This is a genomic window from Nonomuraea jabiensis (assembly GCF_014204795.1).
Classification (GTDB): Bacteria; Actinomycetota; Actinomycetes; order Streptosporangiales; family Streptosporangiaceae; genus Nonomuraea; species Nonomuraea jabiensis.
Genome location: NZ_JACHMB010000001.1, coordinates 250,563 through 272,128, shown reverse-complemented (window position 1 = coordinate 272,128; position 21,566 = coordinate 250,563). Strand labels below are relative to the sequence as shown.

13 protein-coding genes are annotated in these 21,566 nt (G+C 70.3%); 3 read left to right on the top strand and 10 right to left on the bottom strand.

All coding sequences use genetic code 11. From position 1 onward, the window contains the following. Positions 1 to 352: 352 nt before the first annotated feature. Complete coding sequence (gene lanL / locus HD596_RS01175) at positions 353 to 3,028, bottom strand: class IV lanthionine synthetase LanL (protein WP_313042229.1); 2,676 nt, start codon at positions 3,026 to 3,028, stop codon at positions 353 to 355. Positions 3,029 to 3,160: 132 nt separating this feature from the next. Further along, positions 3,161 to 3,331, bottom strand: coding sequence for an SflA family class IV lanthipeptide (locus HD596_RS01170; protein WP_165974944.1), 171 nt, complete (start codon positions 3,329 to 3,331; stop codon positions 3,161 to 3,163). A 264-nt stretch (positions 3,332 to 3,595) separates the two neighbouring features. On the opposite strand from HD596_RS01170, the gene HD596_RS01165 reads away from it, so the two are divergent. Together HD596_RS01165 and HD596_RS01160 are read left to right on the top strand one after the other, a co-directional pair. Next, the gene (locus HD596_RS01165; protein WP_313042224.1) at positions 3,596 to 5,506 is read left to right on the top strand and encodes an ABC transporter ATP-binding protein; all 1,911 of its coding nucleotides are present in this window, start codon (positions 3,596 to 3,598) and stop codon (positions 5,504 to 5,506) included. Further along, complete coding sequence (locus tag HD596_RS01160; RefSeq protein ID WP_185067461.1) at positions 5,503 to 6,330, top strand: MauE/DoxX family redox-associated membrane protein; 828 nt, start codon at positions 5,503 to 5,505, stop codon at positions 6,328 to 6,330. The genes HD596_RS01165 and HD596_RS01160 overlap by 4 nt, the downstream gene beginning before the upstream one ends. A gap of 20 nt (positions 6,331 to 6,350) precedes the next feature. Here the strand turns inward: HD596_RS01160 and HD596_RS01155 are convergent, their stop codons facing one another. Genes HD596_RS01155 through HD596_RS01135 form a run of 5 tightly spaced genes read right to left on the bottom strand, consistent with a single transcriptional unit; the run spans position 6,351 to position 12,351 of the window. Continuing rightward, the gene (locus tag HD596_RS01155; protein ID WP_185067460.1) at positions 6,351 to 8,105 is read right to left on the bottom strand and encodes a glycoside hydrolase family 35 protein; all 1,755 of its coding nucleotides are present in this window, start codon (positions 8,103 to 8,105) and stop codon (positions 6,351 to 6,353) included. Further along, positions 8,102 to 8,968: a carbohydrate ABC transporter permease gene (locus tag HD596_RS01150; RefSeq protein ID WP_185067459.1), complete on the bottom strand. Its 867-nt coding sequence runs from the start codon at positions 8,966 to 8,968 to the stop codon at positions 8,102 to 8,104. Before HD596_RS01150 ends, HD596_RS01155 begins: the two co-directional genes overlap by 4 nt. Then, positions 8,965 to 9,846, bottom strand: a complete 882-nt coding sequence (locus HD596_RS01145) for a carbohydrate ABC transporter permease (RefSeq protein WP_185067458.1) — start codon at positions 9,844 to 9,846, stop codon at positions 8,965 to 8,967. Before HD596_RS01145 ends, HD596_RS01150 begins: the two co-directional genes overlap by 4 nt. Further along, positions 9,843 to 11,087 (bottom strand): ABC transporter substrate-binding protein, encoded by a 1,245-nt coding sequence (locus HD596_RS01140; protein ID WP_185067457.1) that lies wholly within the window; start codon positions 11,085 to 11,087, stop codon positions 9,843 to 9,845. Before HD596_RS01140 ends, HD596_RS01145 begins: the two co-directional genes overlap by 4 nt. Before the next feature lies 1 nt (position 11,088). Then, positions 11,089 to 12,351 carry a Gfo/Idh/MocA family protein gene (locus HD596_RS01135; protein ID WP_313042219.1) on the bottom strand — a complete coding sequence of 421 codons (1,263 nt, stop codon included), beginning with the start codon at positions 12,349 to 12,351 and terminating at the stop codon, positions 11,089 to 11,091. A 79-nt stretch (positions 12,352 to 12,430) separates the two neighbouring features. Between HD596_RS01135 and HD596_RS01130 the strand changes: the two genes are divergently transcribed. Next, positions 12,431 to 13,582 carry an ROK family transcriptional regulator gene (locus HD596_RS01130; RefSeq protein ID WP_185067455.1) on the top strand — a complete coding sequence of 384 codons (1,152 nt, stop codon included), beginning with the start codon at positions 12,431 to 12,433 and terminating at the stop codon, positions 13,580 to 13,582. Between the two features lie 53 nt (positions 13,583 to 13,635). On the opposite strand, the gene HD596_RS01125 is transcribed toward HD596_RS01130, so the two are convergent. From HD596_RS01125 to HD596_RS01115, 3 genes are all read right to left on the bottom strand, one after another. After that, on the bottom strand, positions 13,636 to 16,614 hold the full coding sequence (locus tag HD596_RS01125; RefSeq protein ID WP_185067454.1) for a glycoside hydrolase domain-containing protein: 2,979 nt from the start codon (positions 16,612 to 16,614) through the stop codon (positions 13,636 to 13,638). Positions 16,615 to 16,673: 59 nt separating this feature from the next. Beyond that, positions 16,674 to 17,990, bottom strand: a complete 1,317-nt coding sequence (locus HD596_RS64565; protein WP_185067453.1) for an SMI1/KNR4 family protein — start codon at positions 17,988 to 17,990, stop codon at positions 16,674 to 16,676. A gap of 104 nt (positions 17,991 to 18,094) precedes the next feature. Continuing rightward, positions 18,095 to 21,226 (bottom strand): amidohydrolase family protein, encoded by a 3,132-nt coding sequence (locus HD596_RS01115; RefSeq protein ID WP_185067452.1) that lies wholly within the window; start codon positions 21,224 to 21,226, stop codon positions 18,095 to 18,097. Positions 21,227 to 21,566: the final 340 nt, after the last annotated feature.

Sequence of the window (21,566 nt, the reverse complement as noted above, 5' to 3'; positions counted from 1 at the left end):
GTCGGCCAGGAGGAGGGCGAGGATCACCGCGGTGGACTCGCCCATCGGGCCCTGGGCGATCCTCAGGCCGGTGATCTCCGTCGGAGCCGCCCATGCGCTCGTGGGCGCGGTCGAGGATGAAGGACGGCATGGTCTCCACGGAGTCGTCGTACAAGACGCCGGGCCTCGTCCGCAGCGGATGGAGGCGTCCCACAGATGGATCGTTCCGCCGTCGAAGTCGGCGAAGTACCCCAACCGGCGGAAACCGCCCCCCATTGTCGCCGGTGGCGAGCCAGGATCCGTCCGGAGCGATCGCGACCTTGACCACACTCTGCGGCGCGTCACGGATCACCCGGCCCTCGTGCTGTCGCCTTCAAATTAGCAAGTGGCGATCCTGGGTGGGAGGGGCTTCCGTTGCGGGCAGCCGCCAGCCGGCCGTCCACAGGCGCGTCCCCGAGCGGCGGTCGAGGCGGCGCAGGAACGACACGACGCCCGCCGTGCCGGTGCTCCAGGTGTAGGCCGCCTTGTCGAGGTCGTTGCCGGGGAAGACCGGCTGCGCCGGCTCGCCGCCGGCCCGTACCAGCATCAGCTCGGCGGTCTTCTCGGCGTGGCGCCAGTAGCCGTCATCGCCCGTGATCATCGCCAGGTCGATCAGGGCCTCGCCGATGCCCGCCAGGCCGCAGCACTGAGAGACCACCCAGGCCTGCGGGGCGACGACCAGGCACGCCCGCGCGCCCCGCTCGGCCAGCTCCAGGTAACGGTCCTCGCCGTACGCGCGGGCCGCGCGGGCCAGCGCGCCGGCGATGCCGGACATGCCCTGGCACCAGGAGGCTCCCATCGCGCGGGCGTCCGGGCCGTGCAGCTCGCCGATCAGCGCCTCGGCCCGTACGGCCAGCGCCGCCAACCGCTCCCGGGCCGCCTCGCCCGCCGCCCGGTCGCCGGTGGCCTCGTGGTAGGAGAGCAGGAAGTCCGCGCAGCCCGCGTCGCCGTGTGCGTACGCCGTGTCGACGGACACGCCGGAGCCGGGCTGGGCGGGCGCCACGGCGTCCTCCGACCGCGTGACCTCCCCGGCGATCAGCAGCCGGGCGCATTCGGCGGCGATCCGCAGGTGGCGGGCATCGCCGGGGTCCAGGGCGGCCAGTGCCAGGTGGCCCGAGCCGATGCCTGCCACGCCGTGCGCCTGGTCGGCCCGCTGCGGGCCGTCGAGGGTGACGGGGGCCGGCGCCGGCATTTCCGGCGCGGCGGTCAGGCGGGCCGCGGTCAGGAACAGCGTGGTGCCGGTACGGCCGAAGTACAGCGAGGGCGGGAGCTTGGCGGGCGGCATCACGCGGGCCGTCCACCGGGCCAGGTCGGCGGCCACGGCTCGGGCCTCCGGGTGGTGCAGCAGCTCCATGCCGACTCCGGCACTGCCGCCGTAGACGTTGGTCACCGGCGGGCTCTCGCGGCGGGCGTCCTCGGGCGCGGCCATCAGCTGCTCGGCGAAGGCCGCGCACTCGCGTACGGAGTGGTCGAGCGCCTTGGACAGCAGCTCCCCGGTGAGCCTCGGCGTGGCGGGCGGCCTCCACCGTCGCGGCGGCGGCTGCCCGTCGCCGGTCGCGGCCGTCGCGCCGAGCCGCCCGGGGGCGGACCTGAGCTCGGCGGCGGCGGCAGTACGGTCGGCGGGGTCGAGGCTCAGCAGGCCGGGGAGCAGGCCGAGGACGCCCGTCGTGACGTCCGGGAACATCCCCGCCAGGCACATGAGCGTGCGCTCGACGTTGCGGACCGGGTCCGGGCCGATCATGATCGGGTTCATGCCGGTGGCCGCGAAGAACAGGGTGGCGCCCAGCGAGAAGTAGTCGTCGGCGGGCTCGGACGCGCGGTCGGTGTGCTGGTCGGGGACGCTGTAGCCACGGCTCCAACCGGGCAGCTGCAGCCCGTCGTACCTGCTGTTGCCGAAGTCGATGAGGGTGCAGCGGCCGTCGTCGCCGAGCACGACGTTCTTGGGCGACAGGTCGCGGATGACGACGCCGTGCGAGTGCACCGCGTCGATCACCTCCAGCAGGCGGACGGCGAGCGCGCCGAGATCGCGCTCGCCGCCGGCGGGCTCGCTGGTGAACAGGCCGTTCTCCGCGACGAACCGGTTGAGGTCGCGGCTGCCCGCGTCGGTCATGACGAGGAACTCGTCCTCGCCGTGCCGGAAGTGGTCGATCGGCTCCGGTACGCCTGCCACGCCCTTGAGCGCCTGGAGGACGCGGAGCTCGTTGCGGAGGTACATCCGCAGGTCCCAGCCTTCGACGTTCTCCCCGACGTACGCGCGGGCCTCCTTGACCACGACCCGTCGGCCGGTGGCGTCGGTGGCGCGATAGACGTTGCCGCGCGGGCCGCGTACGACGCCGGATGTCACGTGGTAGCGGCCGCCGATGACCCGGCCGGCGCCGGCGACCTGCCCGGCCGTCTCTGCGGGCGGCAGCGTTCCCAGAGACGGCCGCGCGTCAGACGGGGCGGGCTCAGGAGGGGCCGTGGGGCGGAACGGGTCGGTGGCCCAGGGCGGGCAGGTGAACTCGGGGCCCGCCGCGCCCGGCAGCTGCTCGCCGTCCGGCCCGATCACGATCAGCTCGAAGTCGCCGTTCTCGTCCACCCGGTACTGCGGGGCGAACGGGGCGTACCTGTAGTACACCGGAGCGTCGGGGCGGACCCGCCGATCGCTGACGATGCGCGGGGCGGACAGCCCGGACAGGGCGTCGGCGAGGGCGTGGCCCAGCTCGACCACCGCGTCCTGCTCCGGGTAGACCGTCATGGCCTTGCCCACGGCTCCCGGGTCGACGTCGCCGGAGTTGAGCTCCATGAGCCTGTGGGCCGAGCGGGCGACCTTGAAGGCGCAGCCGGTGCCCGCCAGGATCGGCAACGCGCGCTCAAGGGTGTCGGCGAGGGTGCCGGGACGTGCGGAAATGTGGATTTTCCAGCCCTGTAACGGAATGTCGTGGTAAGGGTCGTGAACGCTGATCCACGTGTCGTCCTCGTATATTTCCCTACCATTCAACTCGGCAAATTGGGTAAGGCGAGCGAGCACATTGCTGTCCACAGTCGTCCCTCGATAACGGAGCGCGTTGGCCTGATATCAGGGAAAGGCCATCAGAACAGCGCCGATGGCCTTTCCCCAGCGCTTTGCGTCACCACGCGTCACCGCGTGGGATCAGGCGCTTCACACAATGGACGGGCAGCACGGGAAGCTGCTGCACACCGTACGCTTGCAGGTGTTGACGCAGGCCTGGGGGCCGTGGAGCAGCTTGTTGAGCTCGCCTTCGAAGTCGACGGCGAGGTCTTCGTACTCCAGGACTCCGGCGTCGCGGGGCTCCAGGGCGAGGACCGACATGAGGGCTCCTTCCTTGGCCACCTATGGGCGGCCGACGTGGGGATCCGAGCCTCGGGATGGCGCCGGTAGGCACCTTTCCCGTGCCCTGCCCGCGACCAGGAATCGTCGATACGTTCCCGCGTCGCGAGCAAACGGACGCATTATGTGCATATATCCGGAAGCCTGTCCAGAGGTGGCCATAACGGCCAAAAATGTGTTTACATGCGCCTTTACACCACGAGTTTGATCTTCTAGATTGGCGGGCATGATGGGGGGATCTCCGGCGTGAGGCTCTGGCGACGCCGGCGCACGACGAGCGTCCCGGACGACCGGTCGGGGCTCGTGGCCCAGTACTGGGAGAGCCACGACGAGCACCTGCTGACCGCCACCCTCGGCACGATCGCCCGCAGGCTGCCGTCTCTGGTCGCCGCCGCCCTGCGGATGGCGTGGCAGGCCAGTCCGCGCGACACGGCCGTGGCCCTGGCGGGCAACCTCGCGGCCGGGGTCTTCACCGTCTTCGGCCTGGTGGCCACCTCCGACGTGCTGGCCTCGCTGTTCGCCGCCGGCCCCACGCCCGATCGGGTCTGGGCCGCGCTTCCGTCGCTGCTGCTCGTGGCCGCCGCCACGGGGCTGCGCGGCGCGCTGCTGGCCGGCGCCGGATGGGCGCAGGCCCGGCTCAAACCGCTGGTCGAACGGCTGGCCGAGACCCGCCTGTTCGAGCTGACCACCCGGGTGGAGCTGGCCGCGTTCGACGACCACGACTTCCACAATGCGATGCGGCGGGCCCGCGACAGCGGCGTGCCCGACACCGCCAACGTGGTGGAGACGACGATCGCCGTGGTCACCGGCGCGGTGGGCGTGCTGGCCTCGGCCGTGGCGCTCGGCCTGCTGCACCCGGCCCTCATGCCGTTGCTGCTGGTCGCCGCGGTGCCGGCGGGATGGGCCGCGGTGCGCATGGCGCGGCTGGGCTACCAGGCGTTCTACCGGCTCTCCACCGCGCGGCGGCGCAAGTTCATGCTGTCGGACCTGATGGCCGAGCGGCAGCCCGCCGCCGAGGTGCGGGCGTTCACGCTCCGGGACTTCCTGCTCGGCCAATACGCCAAGGTGGCCGACCTCGAGCAGGACGTCCAGCTCGACGTGGCGCGGCGGCGGGCCGCGACCAAGGCGGCCGGCGACCTGCTGACCGGCGTGGCCACGGCCGGCGTGTACGTGGCGCTCGGCGTGCTGCTGGCCGTCGGCGTCATCCCGCTGTCGGTGGCCGGCGCGGCCGTGCTGGCGATCAGGACCGGGCAGGTGTCGCTCACCGCCCTGATCCAGACCATGAACCGGCTCTACGAGGCAGGTCTCTACTTCGGTGACTACCTGACCTTCTGCGAGCTGGCCCGGGAACGCGTCCCCGCGCCCCCCGCCCTACCGTCGCCCCCCGCCGAGTCGGCGCCGCTGCGCCTGCTGACGGCCGAGAACGTCACGTTCACCTACCCCGACGCCGACCGGCCCGCGCTGTCGGGCGTCAGCGTGACCGTCGGCCGGGGCGAGGTCATCGCCCTGGTCGGCGAGAACGGCTCGGGCAAGACGACCCTGGCCAAGCTGCTGGCCGGGCTGTATCAGCCGCAGGAGGGCACGATCCGCTGGGACGGCGTGGACCTCGCCGCGTTCGACGGCGACGCGCTGCGGCGGCGGATCTCCGTGATCGCCCAGGACCACACGCGCTGGCCGCTCACCGTCCGCGAGAACATCGTCATGGGACGGCCCCTGGAGGAGGACCGGCTCGCCGCCGCCTCCGCCGCGGCGGGCGCCGACGAGGTGGTGGCGCGGCTGCCCGACGGCTACGACGCGCTGCTCGACCGCCGCTTCCGCGGCGGCCACGACCTGTCGGGCGGCCAGTGGCAGCGCATCGCCGTGGCCCGCGGCTTCTACCGCGACGCCGCGCTGGTCATCTTCGACGAGCCGACCTCGGCCCTGGACGCCCGTGCCGAGCACGCCCTGTTCGAGCGGATCCGCGGCCACGCCGACGGCCGCGCCATCGTGCTCATCACCCACCGGCTGGCCAGCGTCCGCTACGCCGACCGCATCTACGTGCTCGACGGCGGCACGATCGCCGAGCAGGGCACGCACGCCGAACTGATGGAACGCGACGGCCTCTACGCCGGCCTGTACGAGCTGCAGGCCTCGGCCTACCACCAGAGGGTGCCGTGATCGTCGCCGAGTCGGCGTACCTCGCCGTGACCGCGGTGCTGCTGATCGCGGCGCTGGGCAAGCTGCGGGACGTGCCCGGCTTCGCCCGGTCGGTGGCCGGTTACCAGGTGCTCCCGGCCGGCCTGGCCGGGCCGGCCGCGGTGGGCCTGCTCGTGGCCGAGCTGGTCGCCGCCGGGCTGCTGCTCGCGCCGGGCGGCCGGCGGTGGGGCGCCGTGGTGGCGGGGATGCTGTTCACCACGTTCCTGGCGGCCATGGCCTCCGTGATGCGGCGCCGGATGGCCGTGGACTGCGGGTGCTTCGGCGGTCATGACCCCGTCGGGGCCGGCACGCTGCTGCGTACCGGCCTGCTGCTGCTCCTCGCGGTGACGGCGGCCCTGATCGGGCCGGTCGCGTTCGCCCCCCTGCAGCTTCCGGTGGCGGCGGTCCTGCTCGGGCTGGCCTTCCTGCCCGGGCGGCTGCTACGGGTGGAGAAGGCCGGGTACGGGCCGCGTCCCGGCACGCGCTTCGCCCTCACCGGCGCTCCCGAGCCGGCCGGTGACCGGACGATGTACGCCTTGGTCTCGCCGGCGTGCGGGCTGTGCAGGACGATGCTGCCGGAGTTCGCCGCGACAGCCGCCCGCCTGGAGGTCGTGCTGGTCAGCGCGGTGGACGGATACGGCGGCGCCGGGTTGCCCGTGGTCGTGGACCCAGAGGTCTTCGACCGCAACGACATCCCGTGGCCGCCGTACGTGGTGGTGACCGACCGCGCCGGCACCGTCCTGTCGGCCGGTGGCGCGGCCGATCCGGCACAGCTGGAGCAGGTCCTGTCGCGTGCCGGGAGTTGACACCCGAAGACGGCAGGTGGCTACGGGGTGTGCGGGGTCGAGCCGTCGTGCGAGGGCTGGGCGCGGATCTGCAGCAGGGAGCCCACCTCGTCCAGCTCCAGGTGGACGATCTCGTTGGCGCCCGTTTCCAGCAGGGGCGCCGGGATGTACAGGGTCTGCTGGGGTCCTCGCTTCCAGTAGCGGCCCAGCAGGACGCCGTTGATCCAGACGTACCCCTTGCCCCAGCCGGGCAAGGCCAGGAACGCGTCCGCGGGCTCGCTCACCTCCAGCGTGGTGCGGAAGAACGTAAGCGGCTCGCCCGTCGTCCCCGGCTGGAAGCTCAGCCGCGATATGTCCTCCAGAGGGATCGGCCGCGCCGCGTATCCGTGCACGTACTGGCGGTGCTGCAGGACACCGCCGAGGAGGCCCTTGCGCTCGCCGAGCAGCGGGCCGTAGTTGGTCCGGCCCATCGACTCCACGAGGATCTCCAGGGCGGCGTGCCCGGCCGCGAGCAGTGCGGGAGGGGCGGCGTCCCGTTCGACGACGCCTGCCAGGCGGCCGTCGACGAAGACGTGCGCGCGGTCGTGCACGTCGCGCAGGGTGAGCGGGTACGGCCCGCGCGGTCCAGGAACGGTGGTCCGGTACAGGACCAGACCGTGATCCAGCCCCAGGTCCTCGAACGCCGGTGGCACCGGCGCGGTGGTCTCCGGCCGCGCGATGGCGTCCAGCGCCTCGAACAGGCGTACCGACTGCTCGGGGCGCAGCGTGGCGGGAGGCAGCGTGGCGGGCACGGCGGGCACGTCGGGGAGCTCGCCGCCGTGGCGGGAGAGCACGTCCCTCAGTCGCCAGAACTTCTCGGTGGGCGCGCCGCGCTCGTCGATGGGGGCGTCGTAGTCGTAGGAGGTCACCGTGGGCCGCCACGGGCCGGCGCTGTCGTCCCCGGTACGGTTGGCGCCCGCCCACGTACCGAAAGTGGTCCCTCCGTGTGCCATGTACACGTTCACCGACGCGCCCGCGGCCAGGATCCGCTCCAGGGTGTCCGCGGCGTCCTGCGCGTCGCGGGTGGCGTGTTCGTGCCCCCAGTGGTCGAACCAGCCGCACCAGAACTCCATGCAGAAGAGCGGGTCGTCCGGCCGGTGGGCGCGCAGTGCGGCGAAGGCCTGCTCGGGCTCGGAGCCGAAGTTCACCGTGGCCAGCACGCCGTCGATCGTGCCACCGGTCAGGCAGTGGTCGTCCGGCCCGTCGGAGGTGAACAGGGGCACCTCGATGCCGCGGCTGATCAGGCCGTCCGCCAGGTGGCGCAGGTAGGCGTGGTCGCTGCCGTAGGAGCCGTACTCGTTCTCCACCTGGACCATGATCACGTTGCCGCCGCGGCAGGTCTGGCGCTCGGCCACCTGGGGGATCAGCCGGTCGAAGTAGCGGTCGACGTGGGCCAGGTAGTCGGGGTCGCTGGTGCGGATGGCGCCGGTCAGCCAGGCGGGCAGCCCGCCGTTGTCCCATTCGGCGCAGATGTACGGCCCGGGCCGCACGATCGCCAGGAGCCCTTCGGCCGCCGCCGCGTCGAGGAACGCGCCCAGGTCGTCCACGCGGCGGAAGTCTCCAGGTCGCGGCTCGTGCAGGTTCCACGGCACGTAGGTCTCGACCGTGTTGAGGCCCATGGCACGCACCATGGCGAGCCGGTGCCGCCACTGCTCAGGATGCACGCGGAAGTAGTGCAGCGCGCCCGACAGCACCCTGAACTCGGCGCCGTCCAGCCGGAAACCGCCGTCGGCGACGGAGAAGGCACGCGGGGTCATCTGCTGATCCCGGCGGTCATGCCGTCGACGATGCGGCGGCCCAGCCAGAGGTAGAGCACGATCATGGGGTAGACCAGGATGACGATGCCCGCGAACATGCCGCCCCAGTCGGAGCTGTACTGCATGCTGCTGTACAGGCCGAGGAGGGCGGCGGGCAGGTTGCGCTCCTCGGGCAGGGGCGCGATCAGCAGGGCGAGCAGGGTCTCGTTCCATAAACCCATGACGTTGAGCACGAACACGGTCGTCAGGCCCGGCCTGGCCACGGGCATGATGACCTGGACGAACGCGCGGAGCGGGCCGGCCCCGTCGATCTCGGCCGCCTCCTCGATCTCGTGCGGCAGCGACCGCATGTAGCCGGTGAGCACGAACACCGCGAAGGGGATCGACAGCGCCACCTGGAAGACCAGCAAGGTGATGCGGTTGTCCCACCAGCCCGTCACCCAGTCCTCCATGAACGAGTAGACCGACAGCTTGACCACCACGATCGGCACCAGGATCGTCTGCAGCGGGATGCTCAGCCCCATCGCGAAATAGTTGATCGTGGGGCCGGCGACGCGCCGGCTCGAGCGCGCCAGCACGTAGGCGGCGGGGGCGGCCACCCCCACGATCAACACGGAGCCGAACACGGTCAGCACCACGCTGTTCAAGGCGGCGGCGGAGAACTCGGCCGCCTGCCACGCCGAGCCGAAGTTGTCCCATCGCGGGGTCTCCGGCAGCGCGAACGGATGCAGCCACACGTCCCGCGAGTCCTTCAGCGACTGGATGCCCACCCAGCCGATCAGGGCGAGGTTGAAGGCCACCCAGGCCCACAGCGCGATGGCCGTCGCCCTGGGCAGCAGGATGTCCCCGATCAGACGCCTCATGACAGCTCCACTCGATCACGCCTGGTGATGCGCCGGGTCAGCACGATCAGTACGGCCGTCACGAGGAGCGTCATCACGCCCATGGCCGCCGCGCTCCCGAGCTCCGGCAGGCCGGCGCCCTTCACCACGATGTACTGCTGCACCGCGATCGTGCGGGCCGGGATCGGCGGTGCGGCAGTGGTGCCCGCCGTCGTGAACGCCAGCACGATGTCGAAGATCTTCAGGCTGCCGACCACCCAGAGCACGGCGGAGACCGCGAAGACGTCCCAGGTCAACGGCAGCGTGATGTGCCGGAACTGCTCCCATTTGGTGGCCCCGATGAGCTGGGCGTCCTCATAGACGTGCGCCGGGATGGCGTCGGCGGCCGACATCATCAGCGCGACGTAGAAGCCGGTGCTCGACCAGACCAGCCCGCCCACGATGCAGCGGAACACCATCTCGGGACCGAGCCACGGTTGCGGATCCAGGCCGGCCCAGCCGAGCACGGTGTTGACCGCGCCCTCGGGATTGAGCAGGAAGCCCACCGCCGCGCCGATCGCGATGAGCGAGATGATCAGCGGGAGGAAGACGACCGCCCGGATGAAGGCCCGCCCCTTGAGCTGCCTGAGCACGACCATCGACAGGAAGGTGAAGCCGAAGATCAGGGCGCCGCCGACGATCGCCATCACGAAGGTGTTGGTGAAGGCCGTGGCGAAGACCTTGTTGTGCAGCAGCGCCACGTAGTTGTCCAGCCTGCGCCAGGTCATCTCCGAGCCGGGTCCCGACCATCTGGTGAGGCTGATCCAGATCCCGAACAGCGAGGGCGCGACGAACAGCAGGGTGTAGACCAGGAGCGCGGGCAGCAGGAAGGGCCAGAAGGCCCGTTCGTACGTTTTCACCCGGTCGCCAGGTGCTCGGCCGTCTGCTTCTTGCCCTCGCTGACGAACGTGGTCGCGTCGATCTTGCCGGAGAGCAGCTTGTCGCTCAGGGGCAGGAACGTGTCGCCCCACCAGGTCTTGTCGGCGCCCGCGTAGTCGTAGCTCAGATGCGTCTCCTTGGCCTCCAGCACCGCCTTCTGCACGTCCGCCATGTGCGCGGGCGCGGGCACGTCACCGCGCGAGGAGATGTTCAGCGCCGTGGTGGAGAACTGCTCCATGTACTTCTTCTGCAGCGCGAAAGCCAGGAACTTCTTGGCCGTCCCGACGTTCTTGCCCTTGGCGTTCACGCCCCAGCCGAGGGTGCCCACCTCGATGGACCTCTTGCCGCCGGAGGGGACCTGGAACGAGGCGACCTTGAAGCCGGGAGCCAGCTGGGGCTGGACCTCGCTGGCCAGCCAGGTGCCGTTGAGGTTCAAGTCGTACGTGCCCGCCGCCCAGGCGTTCTGCGCGGCGGGGAACTTGGTCGCCATGAAGTCCCGCTGGAAGTAGCCGCCCTTGGCGAGCTGCTCGACCTTCTTCGCCGTGTCGAGCACCTGCGGTTTGTCCCAGTTGGCGGGATCCTTGGCCAGCTCGGCCAGGCTCCCCGCGCCGTTGGCGCCCACCAGCAGACTGTAGAACCAGTAGACGTTGTAGAAGGCGATGGTGCCGTCCTGGCCGATCGGGGTGCGGCCGGCCTTCTTGCACTCGTCGAGGAAGTCGATGAACTCCTCCCAGGTCTGCGGGTTCAGCCCGGGATGCTTGGCCGCGTTGTACCAGACGGCGGTGGAGATGATCGTGTGCGGGACGAAGGCCAGGCCGTTCTTGCCGGAGGAGGCCTTCCGTACGGGCTCGGGGAGCACTTCCTTGACCGTCTTGCCCTCGCCGGGGATCTGCGTGTTCTCCAGGTCGTCCAGCGGGCCGATGATCTGCTGGGCGGTCAGGGTGTCGATGTCGCCGGTGGTGGTGTCGAACAGGTCGGGGCCCTGGCCGGAGGCCATCTCGGCGTTGAGGTTCTCGTTGCCGGTGCGGCCGACGAACTTCAGGTCGACCTTGACGCCCGTCTCCTTGGCGAAATCGTCCATGATCGTCTTGATGATCTTCGCCTGGGGCTCCGCCGCGCCCCAGGACGAGCGGTAGGACAGGGACTGCTGGGCGGGTTCGCCGCTGTTCTTCTTGCCGCAGGCGGCCAGGCCGAGGGCGCCTATCAGGAGGAGAGCCGTCATCTTACGCATGGTGGGGGGCCTTTCCTATCGATACGACGGTGCGGGTGTGCCTGGCCCGTTCGGCGGCCCAGACCACCCGGTGCGTGGCCAGGCTGGCCTGTGCGTTGGTCGGGACCATGGCCGGGTCGTTGTCGCGGACGGCGGCGAGGAACGCCTCCATCAGCGCCCCGTCGCCGCCTCCGTGCCCGGAGGCGGCCGATGCGTCCGCTCCCGCGAGGGCGTCGATCACCGACACCTCGTTGGTGAGGAAGTCGTGGACGCGGAGCGTCTCGCCGTCGCACTCGATCGAACCGCGCGTGCCGAAGATCCTGGTCTTCCTGTGCTCGAGCGCGCCGAACGCGGTCATGGTGCAGGTGGCGCTCGTGCCGTCGGCGAACTCCATGATCACCACCTGGCTGTCGACCACGTCGTTGTCGCAGGCGTAGACGCATCTGCCGTACGGGCCCTCGCGCAGGGCCGTGAGCACGCCCTCCTCGGTGAAGTCGCGGGTGATCGCGCCAAGCGGCCAGACGTGCCGAGCCGGATCGGCGAGGCCCTCCATGTACAGCTGTTTGGCCGAGTAGGGGCAGGACTGCTCGACCGAGCAGTCCAGGCACCGGTCGGCGGCCCCGGCCGGCTTGTTCTCCTTGGTGAAGTGGACGAGCTTGCCGAAGGAGGAGACCCGCTCGGGCACCTCGCCCTTGATGTGCACGATCCAGTCGAGGTCGTGGCAGGCCTTGGCGAGGAGCATCGGCGCCGACTCGGCCTCGTTGCGCCAGTTCCCCCGCACGAACGAGTGCGCCTGGTGCCACCAGCCGACCTGCTCCAGGTGCTGGATGTTCATGATCTGGCCGATCCTGCCCTCGTCCAGGAGCTCCTTGAGCCTGGTGGTGTAGGGCGCGTAGCGCAGCACGTGGCAGACCGCCAGGATCACGCCGTTGCGGTCGGCGGCCTCGGCGATGGCCGTGGCGTCCTCCTCCGTCGGCGCCATCGGCTTCTCCAGCAGGATGTGGTAACCCAGCTCGGCCGCCCGTACGGCGGGCTGGAGGTGCAGGCGGTCCTGCGTGGCCACGATCACCGCGTCGGCCAGCCGCTCGCCGGCCAGCAGGTCACGCCAGTCGGCGAAGACGCGCTCGACCGGGATGCCGTGCTCGGCCGCGAAGTCCGCCCTCCTGTCCTGGTCGGGCTCGGCGACGGCCACGACCTCGGCGAGCCCGATTTCGCGCGCTAGCCTGGCGTAGCCGGTGCCGCGCAGGCCCGCCCCAATCACGGCAAGAGTGACCATCCGCATCCCCTACGAGTTGTAACATACTAATGAAGGTTGTTTTTATTTCTGCGACGCAAGATCTGTCAAGGGGGCAAGCGTGACAATTCGTGGTGGCGACACCTCACGGCTTCGCCGGATCAACCTCGTGACCACGCTCCGCACGGTCCGGTCGCAGGGGCCGATCGGGCTGACCGACCTCGCCAGGGGAGCGGCGCTCTCCAGGCCGACCGTGGAGGGCCTGGTCGAGGAGCTGCTGGCGGCGGGCTGGCTCAGGGAGCTGCCGCCGGAGAGCGGTCAGATGGGGCGGCCGGCCAGGTTGTTCGCCTTCCACGCGACGGGCGGCCACGTGCTCGGGATCGACATCGGCTCCTACACGCTCAGGGTCAGCGTCGCCGACCTGGACGGCGCGGTCGTGGCCGCGCACGACGAGCAGATCTCCGCCACCGCCGGCCGCGCCGAGCGGCTGGCGGGCCTCAGGACGGCGATCGCGGCCGCGCTGGACGCCGGCGGGCTGACCGCTGACCGCATCGCCGCTGTCTGCGCGGGCACCACCGGGGTGGTGACCGCCGAGGGCGTGGTGAAGCTGTCGGTCGGCCTGCCCGAGTGGACCGGCCTCGATCTGGCGGGCGAGCTGCGCGCCGGCTTCGACTGCCCCGTGCTGGTGGAGAACGACTGCAACCTGGCCGCGCTCGCCGAGCGCTGGCGCGGCCAGGCCCGCAGCGTCGACGACCTGGTGTTCGTGCTGTCCGGCGTGCGTACGGGCGCGGGCATCCTGGTGGGTGGCAAGCTGCTCAAAGGCGCCAGGGGCGGTGCGGGGGAGATCGGCGCGCTGCCCCTGGTCGGCTGGCACCGCGCGCCCGTCCACCTGACCGGCTTCCAGGGCCTGCCGCCCGGCACGGCGCCACGGGACGCCGCCGCTCAGGTCTTCGCCGCGGCCAGGTCCGATGACCCGGCCGCGCAATGGGCGGTCGAGCAGTACGCCCGCGACCTGGCGGAGGGCATCGCCGCCTTGGTGCTGACCGTGGATCCCGAGCTGGTGGTGCTCGGCGGCGGCGTCTCGCGCTCGGGTGACGTGCTGCTCGCGCCGCTGCGCCGGCACCTGGACCCGTTCTGCCTCGAACCTCCCGTGGTGGCGATCTCCGATCTGGGGGAGCAGGCCGTGGTCCTGGGCGCGGTACGGCGCGCGCTCGATCACGTCGACGCCCGCCTCTACGACTTCGACGCTCCTCTCCCGAAGCCGTTCTCCTGATCGCCACGTGAGCCGCGCCCGCCGCGTGACCGGGGCGGCGGGCGCGAGCTCGACTACCTCGTCTGGCTGCTCGGCAGGTTGTAGAGCTCCAGCTCGTAGACGGCGTACATGCTCCAGCGGGTGTAGTTCGCGTCGTTGATCTTCAGGCGCAGCTTCCTGACGCCCTGCAGGTCGGGAAGGTCGGCGACCGAATACTCCATGACTCCGTCGTCGTCGTCGTGCGTCCACCGGAACGCGACGCCCTGCGCGGCGCTCGTCCAGTCGGTGCCGTTGGCCGAGACCTCGACGTCGACGTCGGTCAGGCCCTGCGGAATGCCGCCACGGGTCGCGACCACCAGCGTGTTGAACGCCTTGGGCTCCTTCCAGTCCAGCACGATCTCGTGCGGGAACGGGTTCGCGTCGGTGTAGCCCTGCTTGGCGGCGAACATCGTGCCGTACTCGCCGTCGACCATCTTCTGCGGGCCGTACTGCACGCCGCCGTCGCCATCACGGGCCGCCGAAGCCGACACCGCCGAATGGCTGCGGGCGATGTTGGCCTCCGCCGTGTTCACCGCGCCCTTCACGAGCGTGAGCTCGTAGACCTTCGCGGTCCGGCCATCGCTTGCCAGCGTGCGGATCTCGACCTTGTTCTTGCCGTTCGCCACGTTGACGTCGACGGTCGCGCCGCTGGCGACGGCGCTGCCGTTGACGGTGATCGTGCCGCCGGCGTCGGTCAGCGTCGGGGTCAGCCCGACGGTGCTCGCCCCCTGGTTGACGAGCAGCGCGTAGTCACCGCGATGCCCCTCGAACGTGAATTCCGAGACGCCGGTGAGCTTCAGGTCCTTCAGCGTCGCGTCGAAGTGCTGCTGACCGGGTGCGAGACGCACGCGGAACCCGTCGAAGCGCACCTCCCTGTTCTCGAGGTTGACGATCTCGATCCGGTGCTTGCCCGGTCTCAACCCGGTCTTCCGGTATGCGGTGAAGCGGTCGTACTGGACCGCCTCGTAGAGGTCGATCACCGTCGCCGGCCCGCCGTCGACCGAGACGGACACCTTTCCGGTCGTCGTGTTCTTCTCGAAGAACGCGTCGATGCCGGTGCCTTCGAACTCGTAGGTCGCCTTGTCGCCGGCGCTCTTGCTGAGGTGGATGCTGCCGAGGTAGGCGGACTGCCGCTGCCGGGGCGCCCAGCCGGCGGAGTAGCCGATGCTGTCATCGGTGCTGTCGAGCAGGAACGTGTCCGGTACGTCCTGCCCCTCATACGGGCTGGTCGGCTGGGGAATCGCGCCGGCGGTCTCGCCCGCGGCCGCCCGCACGAGGTAGCCGTGCAGCGCGTCGAGATATGCCGGGTCGAGCGTGTAGCGCCGCGGGTCCTCCGGGCTGATCGCGCTGTCGACGATCTGCTTGGCCAGGGCCGGGTTGCGCTTCCTGAGGAGGTTGAGGAGCTCGTAGTCCTCCAGGCCGTCGCGCTGCGCCTCCAGACGCAGGCTGCTCTTCACCGTCAGGTTGGCCCTGTCGGGATAGACGATGTAGGAGTCGCCCTTCCAGGGGCCCACGTACCACGCGTTCCACGCCCAGTGCAGGTGGCCCTGCACGCCCTGGCGCTCGAGGTCCCAGAACAGCATGCGGCCGGTCATCGTCGGCTGCGTCCAGAACCGGTTGAGCCACGGGGGAGTGTTGACCTCGCAGGTGTAGACCCACAGGTCCTGGCCCGCGGCCTGCTGTGCCTTGTAGCCGGCCTTCTTGCGCTCGAACGCCGGCGTCAGCGGAACCCAGGTGTCGACATAGGGCTTGGTCCTGTCGTCGAGCAGGATGCCCTCGGGGTCGGCGTCCATGGTGCGGAAATCGGCGCCGATGGCGGCGTTGATCTGCTGGATTTTGCGCGCGACATAGGTCCAGAGGTTGCGCTGGTCGGCGGTGATGGGCTCGTCACGAATGTGCTGGTACCACGTCAGGCCCTTCGTCCAGCCCTTGCTCTTCAGGTGCTGGTGCAGCGCGGTCAGGTAGTTCGTCAGGAAGGCGTCGGTGACCGGCAGGCTGTCCGGCAGCTTGGCGTTCCAGCTGTCGTTCGGCTTCTCGTCGTCCGGCATCTTGTTCAGCGCGTGAACGAGATGCTGGTTGGCGAAGTTGGTGATGCCGTGCCGCTTGAACGCCTCGACGTAGCGGTCGAAGTTCGTCCAGTCGATGTCGCCCGGTATGCCCTTGACGAAATCCGACAGCTCCGTGCCGGTGGACTGCAGGAACAGGTCCGTGCGGAGCCAGACCATGTTGGTGCGGTATTCGGCGAGCTTGCGGGCGAACTCGTCCATGAGGTCGAACCACGCGTCGCTGTAGGTGTCGACGCCGTAGTAGTACTTGCCGACGTCGTAGGGCTGGCCGGCCGCACCGTTCCAGCTGAAGCCGTCCCAGGTGAAACCGTTCGTCATCGTCCAGTGGTAGTTGGTGAACGGTGACTTGTCGATCGTGGGGACCTCGACGCCGTGCACGCTGAACTGGATGGGCACCGGGTAGTCGCCACGGGTCGTCTCGACCGTCGCCGTGCCGCGATAGGTGCCGGGCGCCGTGCCGCGTGGCACGAAGCCGGTCACGAAGATGGGCTGGGTCTGTCCGGCCTCGACCCAGGTCGCCTGGTCGTTGGAGAGCGGGTCCGGCATGGCCGACTCGGGATAGAGCAGGGTGCCCTCACGGTCGGGGAAGAACGGGTTGGCCGCCACCTTGCTGTCGTCCTTGTAGGCGACGAAGTGGTAGCTCAGGTTGGCCTTCGCGATCGGCCGCCTGCCGTCCGCGGTCAGGTTGCCGAATCGGACGCGCTCGACGCGCAGCCGTTCTTTCGCGCGTACGGCGAGCTGCGCGCTCTCGTATTCGCCGCGGGCGGCTACGAGGTTGATGGAGGTGGTGGGGCGCTGCGGGATCGTCGTCGTGCGATAGATGGTCTTTTGCGGACTCTCGACCCACAGCTGCGCGGCGTTCGGGTCGGCCATGGCAGGCGGCGCGAACGGGGCGAAGACTGTGAGGAGGAGGGTAACGCAGAGTAAGGGGAGGACTCGACGTCGCATGGCCACTTATGATGGATTCTTGAATAAGTTTGGTCAAGTGGCGTGCCGGGCGCGGGGTGTCAGTAGGTCCAGTCCAGGTCGCCCTCCGGGGTGACGGAGTGGGGCGAGTCGCGCAGCGGTTCGCCGCTTTCCAGCGCGTCCGCCACGTCCTCGAGGAAGTCCAGGTAGGAAGGCCACGCCCAGCTGCCCTCGAAGGTCAGGCCCTCCTCGTGGAAGAAGTGGCCGACCCGGCCCTTGCCGTCGAGCACCAGGTTGTCGCCGCCGCCGTCCATGGCGAACGGGATGGCGCTGCCGTGCCACCAGAACCCTTCGGGGTCGACGTACCCCTTGGGCTCCTTCGAGCCGGACGGCGCCACGTCCTCGGCCACCTCGCAGCTGATCTTCCAGTCGTTCACGATCTCGTCCACCGGGGTCAGGCGGTAGACGAAGAAGAACGACCCCTTGCCGAACTTCGCGCCGTCGTGGCGCAGGAGGGACGCCTTGAGGTCGTCGGGGAAGCGCACGCCCATCCTGGCCTCGGCGTCGGCGATGTCCCTCGGCTTGGCGGGCGGGTTGAGTTCCTGGTACGTGCGTGGCGCGTGCCTGGCCAGCCACCGGTCCAGGCGGGTCCAGGCGGCGTTGACCCGTGCGGTGACCCGGCGGGCCGGCCGCCGTACCACGGGCGGGCGCCGGCGGGGACGGCAGCCGATGCTCTCCATCTCGGGTTCGGGCGTCTGGACGAGCTGTGTCGGCATCGGGGTCGGTATCGGGGTCGGTATCGGGGTCGGGGTCGGCATCGGGGTCGGGGTCGGCAGCGCCGCCACGGAAGGCGGCGGCGGCGCCTCGCCGGTGGCGAGCAGGAGGACCATGACCGTGGTGAACGTGATCCTGCCGCGGCGGGCCGGCCGGTGCTGGACGGGCAGCGAGGCGATGCCCCGGGCCGCACGCAGGCCCGACCAGGTGGCGACCATGACGAGCAGCGGCGGGCCGTAGAACCAGACGAGCCCGGCCAGGTCGTACTCGTAGAACAGCGGCGTCGGCGACCCGGTGCGCAGGTCGTCGAGGATCGTGTCGGCCTCGCTGAACGCCAGTTCCGCGAGCAGGATCGAGAACGCGGCCGTACCGATCCGCAACTGGGCCCGGGCCGACGGCCGGCGCGGCGCCAGCCAGGCCAGCACCCACAACATGAACGCGACCGGCCAGAAGGAGATGTCGCTGATGTCGTCGATGACGCGGTGGACCGGCGACATGGGGGCATACGGGGCGGGGACGACGTCGATGCGCGCGCCTGACGGCTCCGGCGGGAACAACGCGGCCGTGATGATCGTCGCGGGCATCCAGGCGACGTACGTGATCACGGCGATCGGCCACCACGGCCAGGGTAAGGAAGGGCGCACCGCAGGACGATACCGTGCGAACCCGGCACGGGCGGCCGCGAGGAGGTCCAGCAGCCGCCCGCCCCCGCATACCAGGGGCGTACGCCGGTTACACGGCCGCGCGCTCAGTGGTCGTTGCAGCAGGCAGTCCGGGCTCCCTCGAGCTGGGCGGGGTCGTTCCACCAGTGGCTCGCCGTGCTCAGGTGGACGGGGACGCGGTCCTTGACCTTGCCGGAAGGCGCGGAGGCCGCGGGCGTCGCCTGGCCGGCGGTGGTGGTGGAGGACGGGTAAGGCGCGAGGAGCTGTTCGACGGTGTGGTGTCTCCCGCCGACGACGACGGCGGTGACGTTGGCGGCGTCCTCGATGCGGGACAGCGGGTCGCCGTCGATGATGGCCAGGTCGGCGTACATGCCCTTGGCGATCCTGCCCAGCGGGAGGCCCAGGTAGGCCCCGGACGTGCTGGTCGCGGCGGTGAGCGTTTCGCGCGGGGTCAGGCCGTACTTGACCATGGCGCGCAGGTTCATGTGCAGGCTGATCCCGAGGTGATCGATCGGTGCGTCGGTGCCGGCGGTGACCACGCCGCCGCCGCGGATCATCGCCGTGAGCTGCGCGACCTGGTTGGCGAGGTTCGTCCGGACCACCTGGACCGCCGCCGGGTCGGCGTTCTGCGCCGTGGTGACCGTCGCCTGGAGCTGCGCCATCCGCCACTTCGGGTAGAGCCGGCGGACTCGTTCGTCGGTGACCAGCGAGGTGTCTTCCCTGTAGAGGGTCGAGGAGTTGAACAGGGTGGGGGTTCTGGCCATCTTCGAGGCGTTGAACATGGAGATGACGTCCGAGTAGGCGGAGCCGACGTTCGTGACGGTACGTGAGTAGCCGAACCGGTTGGTGGCCCCGACGTGCTCGGTCTGGTCGCCGCCCATGGCGATCGCCGGATAGTGGTAATGCGAGCTGACCGGCTTGCCCCGGCGGTGGGCCCAGTCGATGACCTCCCGGTGCCAGACGACCGGCAGCCGCACGTAGCACTTCATCATGTCGTAGTCGAGGGCGGAGGCCCGCTCCAGTTCGAGCCGCAGCTGGTCGTGGGAGTACGTCGGGCGCATGAAGTTGTAGTAGATGCGCGGCCCGTCGATGGCCTCGCCGGTGCCCAGGTAGCGCGGGGCGAGCCGGGCGCCGGACTGCACCGACTCGCGCTCCTCGACCATGTGGTACGCGGGTGAGCCAGGCGAACGCGTCGTGGTGACGCCCAGGGCGAGCCAGAGCGGACCCTGTCGCGATCCGTAGGCGTAGCCCTGCATCTCACGGTGATGGTGGATGTCGATCAGGCCAGGCATGACGAACCTGTCGCGGGCGTCGATCCGGGCGCCGGGCCTTCCGTCCCGGTGCGGCTCGATCGCGGTGATGCGCTGGCCTCGTACGATGATGTCGACGTCGCGGACGACGCTGCCCGAGACGCCGTCCCACATGCGGCCGGCGTGAATGACGACCTGATCGGGGCCGGTGTCGTTGCGCCAGGTCAGCCGTACCGGAATCGACCGGGCGCGCTTGCCGTCGAGGGATACGCTCTTGAGACGTCCCCCGTTCAGGTAGAGAAGGGTGTCCGAGCCGCCTGCCCAGACAGGGGCGTCGGAGAGCTCCCGGGTGACCTGGCGGGCGCTGCCGGTAGGCCGGCCGGTCCTGTCGACGGGCAGGACCCACAGGAGCGATTCCATGGCGAAGGCGAGCATCGTGCCGTCGGGTGACCAGACAGGGCCGTCGTCACCCCGGGTCTGCAAGGACCGGTGCGGCGCGGGGTCGATGTACGTGCCGGCGCCCGTGGCCCGGTCGACGAGCAGGATCTTGGACAGTCCCTCGCGGTAGCGCCGTGAGTACGGCACCACCGCGGCCAGCGCAAGGGTCCTGCCGTCGGGCGACCAGGTCGGGCGGCCTGGTTCGAAGGTGGCGTCGAAGACCTTCTGGATGTCGCCGGTGGAGACGTCCGCGACCCACAGGGCGCCGTCCTGGTCCAGGTACGCGATCTCCCTCCCGTCGGGTGACCACCGGACCGACAGAGCGGCGGAGTCGGTCAGATGGGTCAGCTGCCGGTCGGCGCCGGTGCTCAGGTCACGAACCCAGATGTTGAGGGTGCCGGTACGGTCGGTGACGAACGCCAGCCGCCGCCCGTCCGGGGAGAAATCCGGGTCGGCCTTCCACCAGCGGTCACGGAACAGCGGTTCGGGCGTGCCGCCGTCGCGCATCAGATAGATGTCGTTGAGCGCGCGGAAGGCGATGGCGGACCCGTCCGGGGACACGGCCGGGCTGCCGATCCCGACGACGGGGAATGACCCGGGCTCGTCGAATACGCGGACCTTCTTCTTGTACTTCGGCGTCGTCGTCGTCAGCGCGGCGGTGAAGCCGATCGTGCCGACGGACGCGGAGTTGAGGCGGCGGACCTTGATGGTGCCCGCGGAGGTGTAGTAATAGCGTCCGTCCGGGGCGAACCGGGCACGGAACGGGAAGACCTCCTCGCCGGTGACGAGAGTGCCCGCGGTGCCGGCCAGATCGTTGGCGCCCGAGTGGAAGAGGTGGTAGGCGAGGTCGGTGCCGTTCGGCAACCAGGACGGCTGGTGAATGACCTGGCCGGCGGGTACCGTGACCGCGGTGCTGCGCGTGCCGGTGGCGACCTCGACGACGTCGATCCTGGTGTCGGCGACGACGAACGCGATCTTGCTCCCGTCGGGTGACCAGGCCGGCTCGTACTCCTCGGCGGAGGTCTCGGTCAGGACGCGGCTCGCTCCGGTGGCGACGTCGAGCAGGTGGATCCCGTAGCTGCCCCCGGCGTCGGAGGAGTAGGCGATGGTGCGCCCGTCCGGGCTGTAGCGGGGCTCCCGATGATCGAACGGGCCGGTGGTCAACTGCGTGATCGCGGACCCGTCGGGCCGGATCGTCCACAGGTTGAAGACACCGTCGCGGTACGACTGGAACACGATGGTGGACCCGTCCGGGGACCAGTCGGGCTGGGCGATGTCGTACAGATCGCTGGTGAGCCGCCGGGCGGTGCCCCCGGAGGCGGAGCAGACCCACAGGACACCGAGCAGGTCGAGGGCGAGCAGGCGGCCGTCGGGGGAGGGCGCGACGGCGAAGTCGGTGCCGGAGGCGACGGATGTCCTACCGGCGTCCCCCGCCGCCACGCCGGCCCTCGCCGGTGCGGCCGGGGCGAGCGCCGCGGCGAGCACGGCACCGCCGCCCGCCAGGACGGCCCGGCGGGACGGGCGTGACATCGGTCCGGAGGCGGAGGTGAACGCGTTGGGGGGAACCGGTGAGTGAGACATCGAGGATTTTCACTCCACTATTCACGTTGAACGTGATGACGTCCGGTTGATCACCGCCATCACCCGGTGGCTCGTCGAGCAGAGGCGGGCTGATGTGCTCATTGAGGGCAGTGGGGCTGGTTTGACCAAAGTACGTGTACAGGAATGTACATACGTCGGTCAAAAGAATTGGTCAAGAGCGACCGGTGGGACGGGACCGCGTCCGCCCACCGGTCGAGCAGCGTCTCCCTCGCGCTGATGCCGGTGTCGCATCTGAGTGCGATGCTGCCGCAGGAAGGTCTGCGATGAC

What these genes read in the sequence shown, in the direction of transcription:
- HD596_RS01170 (WP_165974944.1), bottom strand. Translation starts at nt 3,331, where the DNA reads ATGTCGGTCCTCGCCCTGGAGCCCCGCGACGCCGGAGTCCTGGAGTAC.
- HD596_RS01155 (WP_185067460.1), bottom strand. Translation starts at nt 8,105, where the DNA reads ATGACCCCGCGTGCCTTCTCCGTCGCCGACGGCGGTTTCCGGCTGGAC.
- HD596_RS01150 (WP_185067459.1), bottom strand. Translation starts at nt 8,968, where the DNA reads ATGAGGCGTCTGATCGGGGACATCCTGCTGCCCAGGGCGACGGCCATC.
- HD596_RS01140 (WP_185067457.1), bottom strand. Translation starts at nt 11,087, where the DNA reads ATGACGGCTCTCCTCCTGATAGGCGCCCTCGGCCTGGCCGCCTGCGGC.
- HD596_RS01135 (WP_313042219.1), bottom strand. Translation starts at nt 12,351, where the DNA reads ATGGTCACTCTTGCCGTGATTGGGGCGGGCCTGCGCGGCACCGGCTAC.
- HD596_RS01125 (WP_185067454.1), bottom strand. Translation starts at nt 16,614, where the DNA reads ATGCGACGTCGAGTCCTCCCCTTACTCTGCGTTACCCTCCTCCTCACA.
- HD596_RS01115 (WP_185067452.1), bottom strand. Translation starts at nt 21,226, where the DNA reads ATGTCACGCCCGTCCCGCCGGGCCGTCCTGGCGGGCGGCGGTGCCGTG.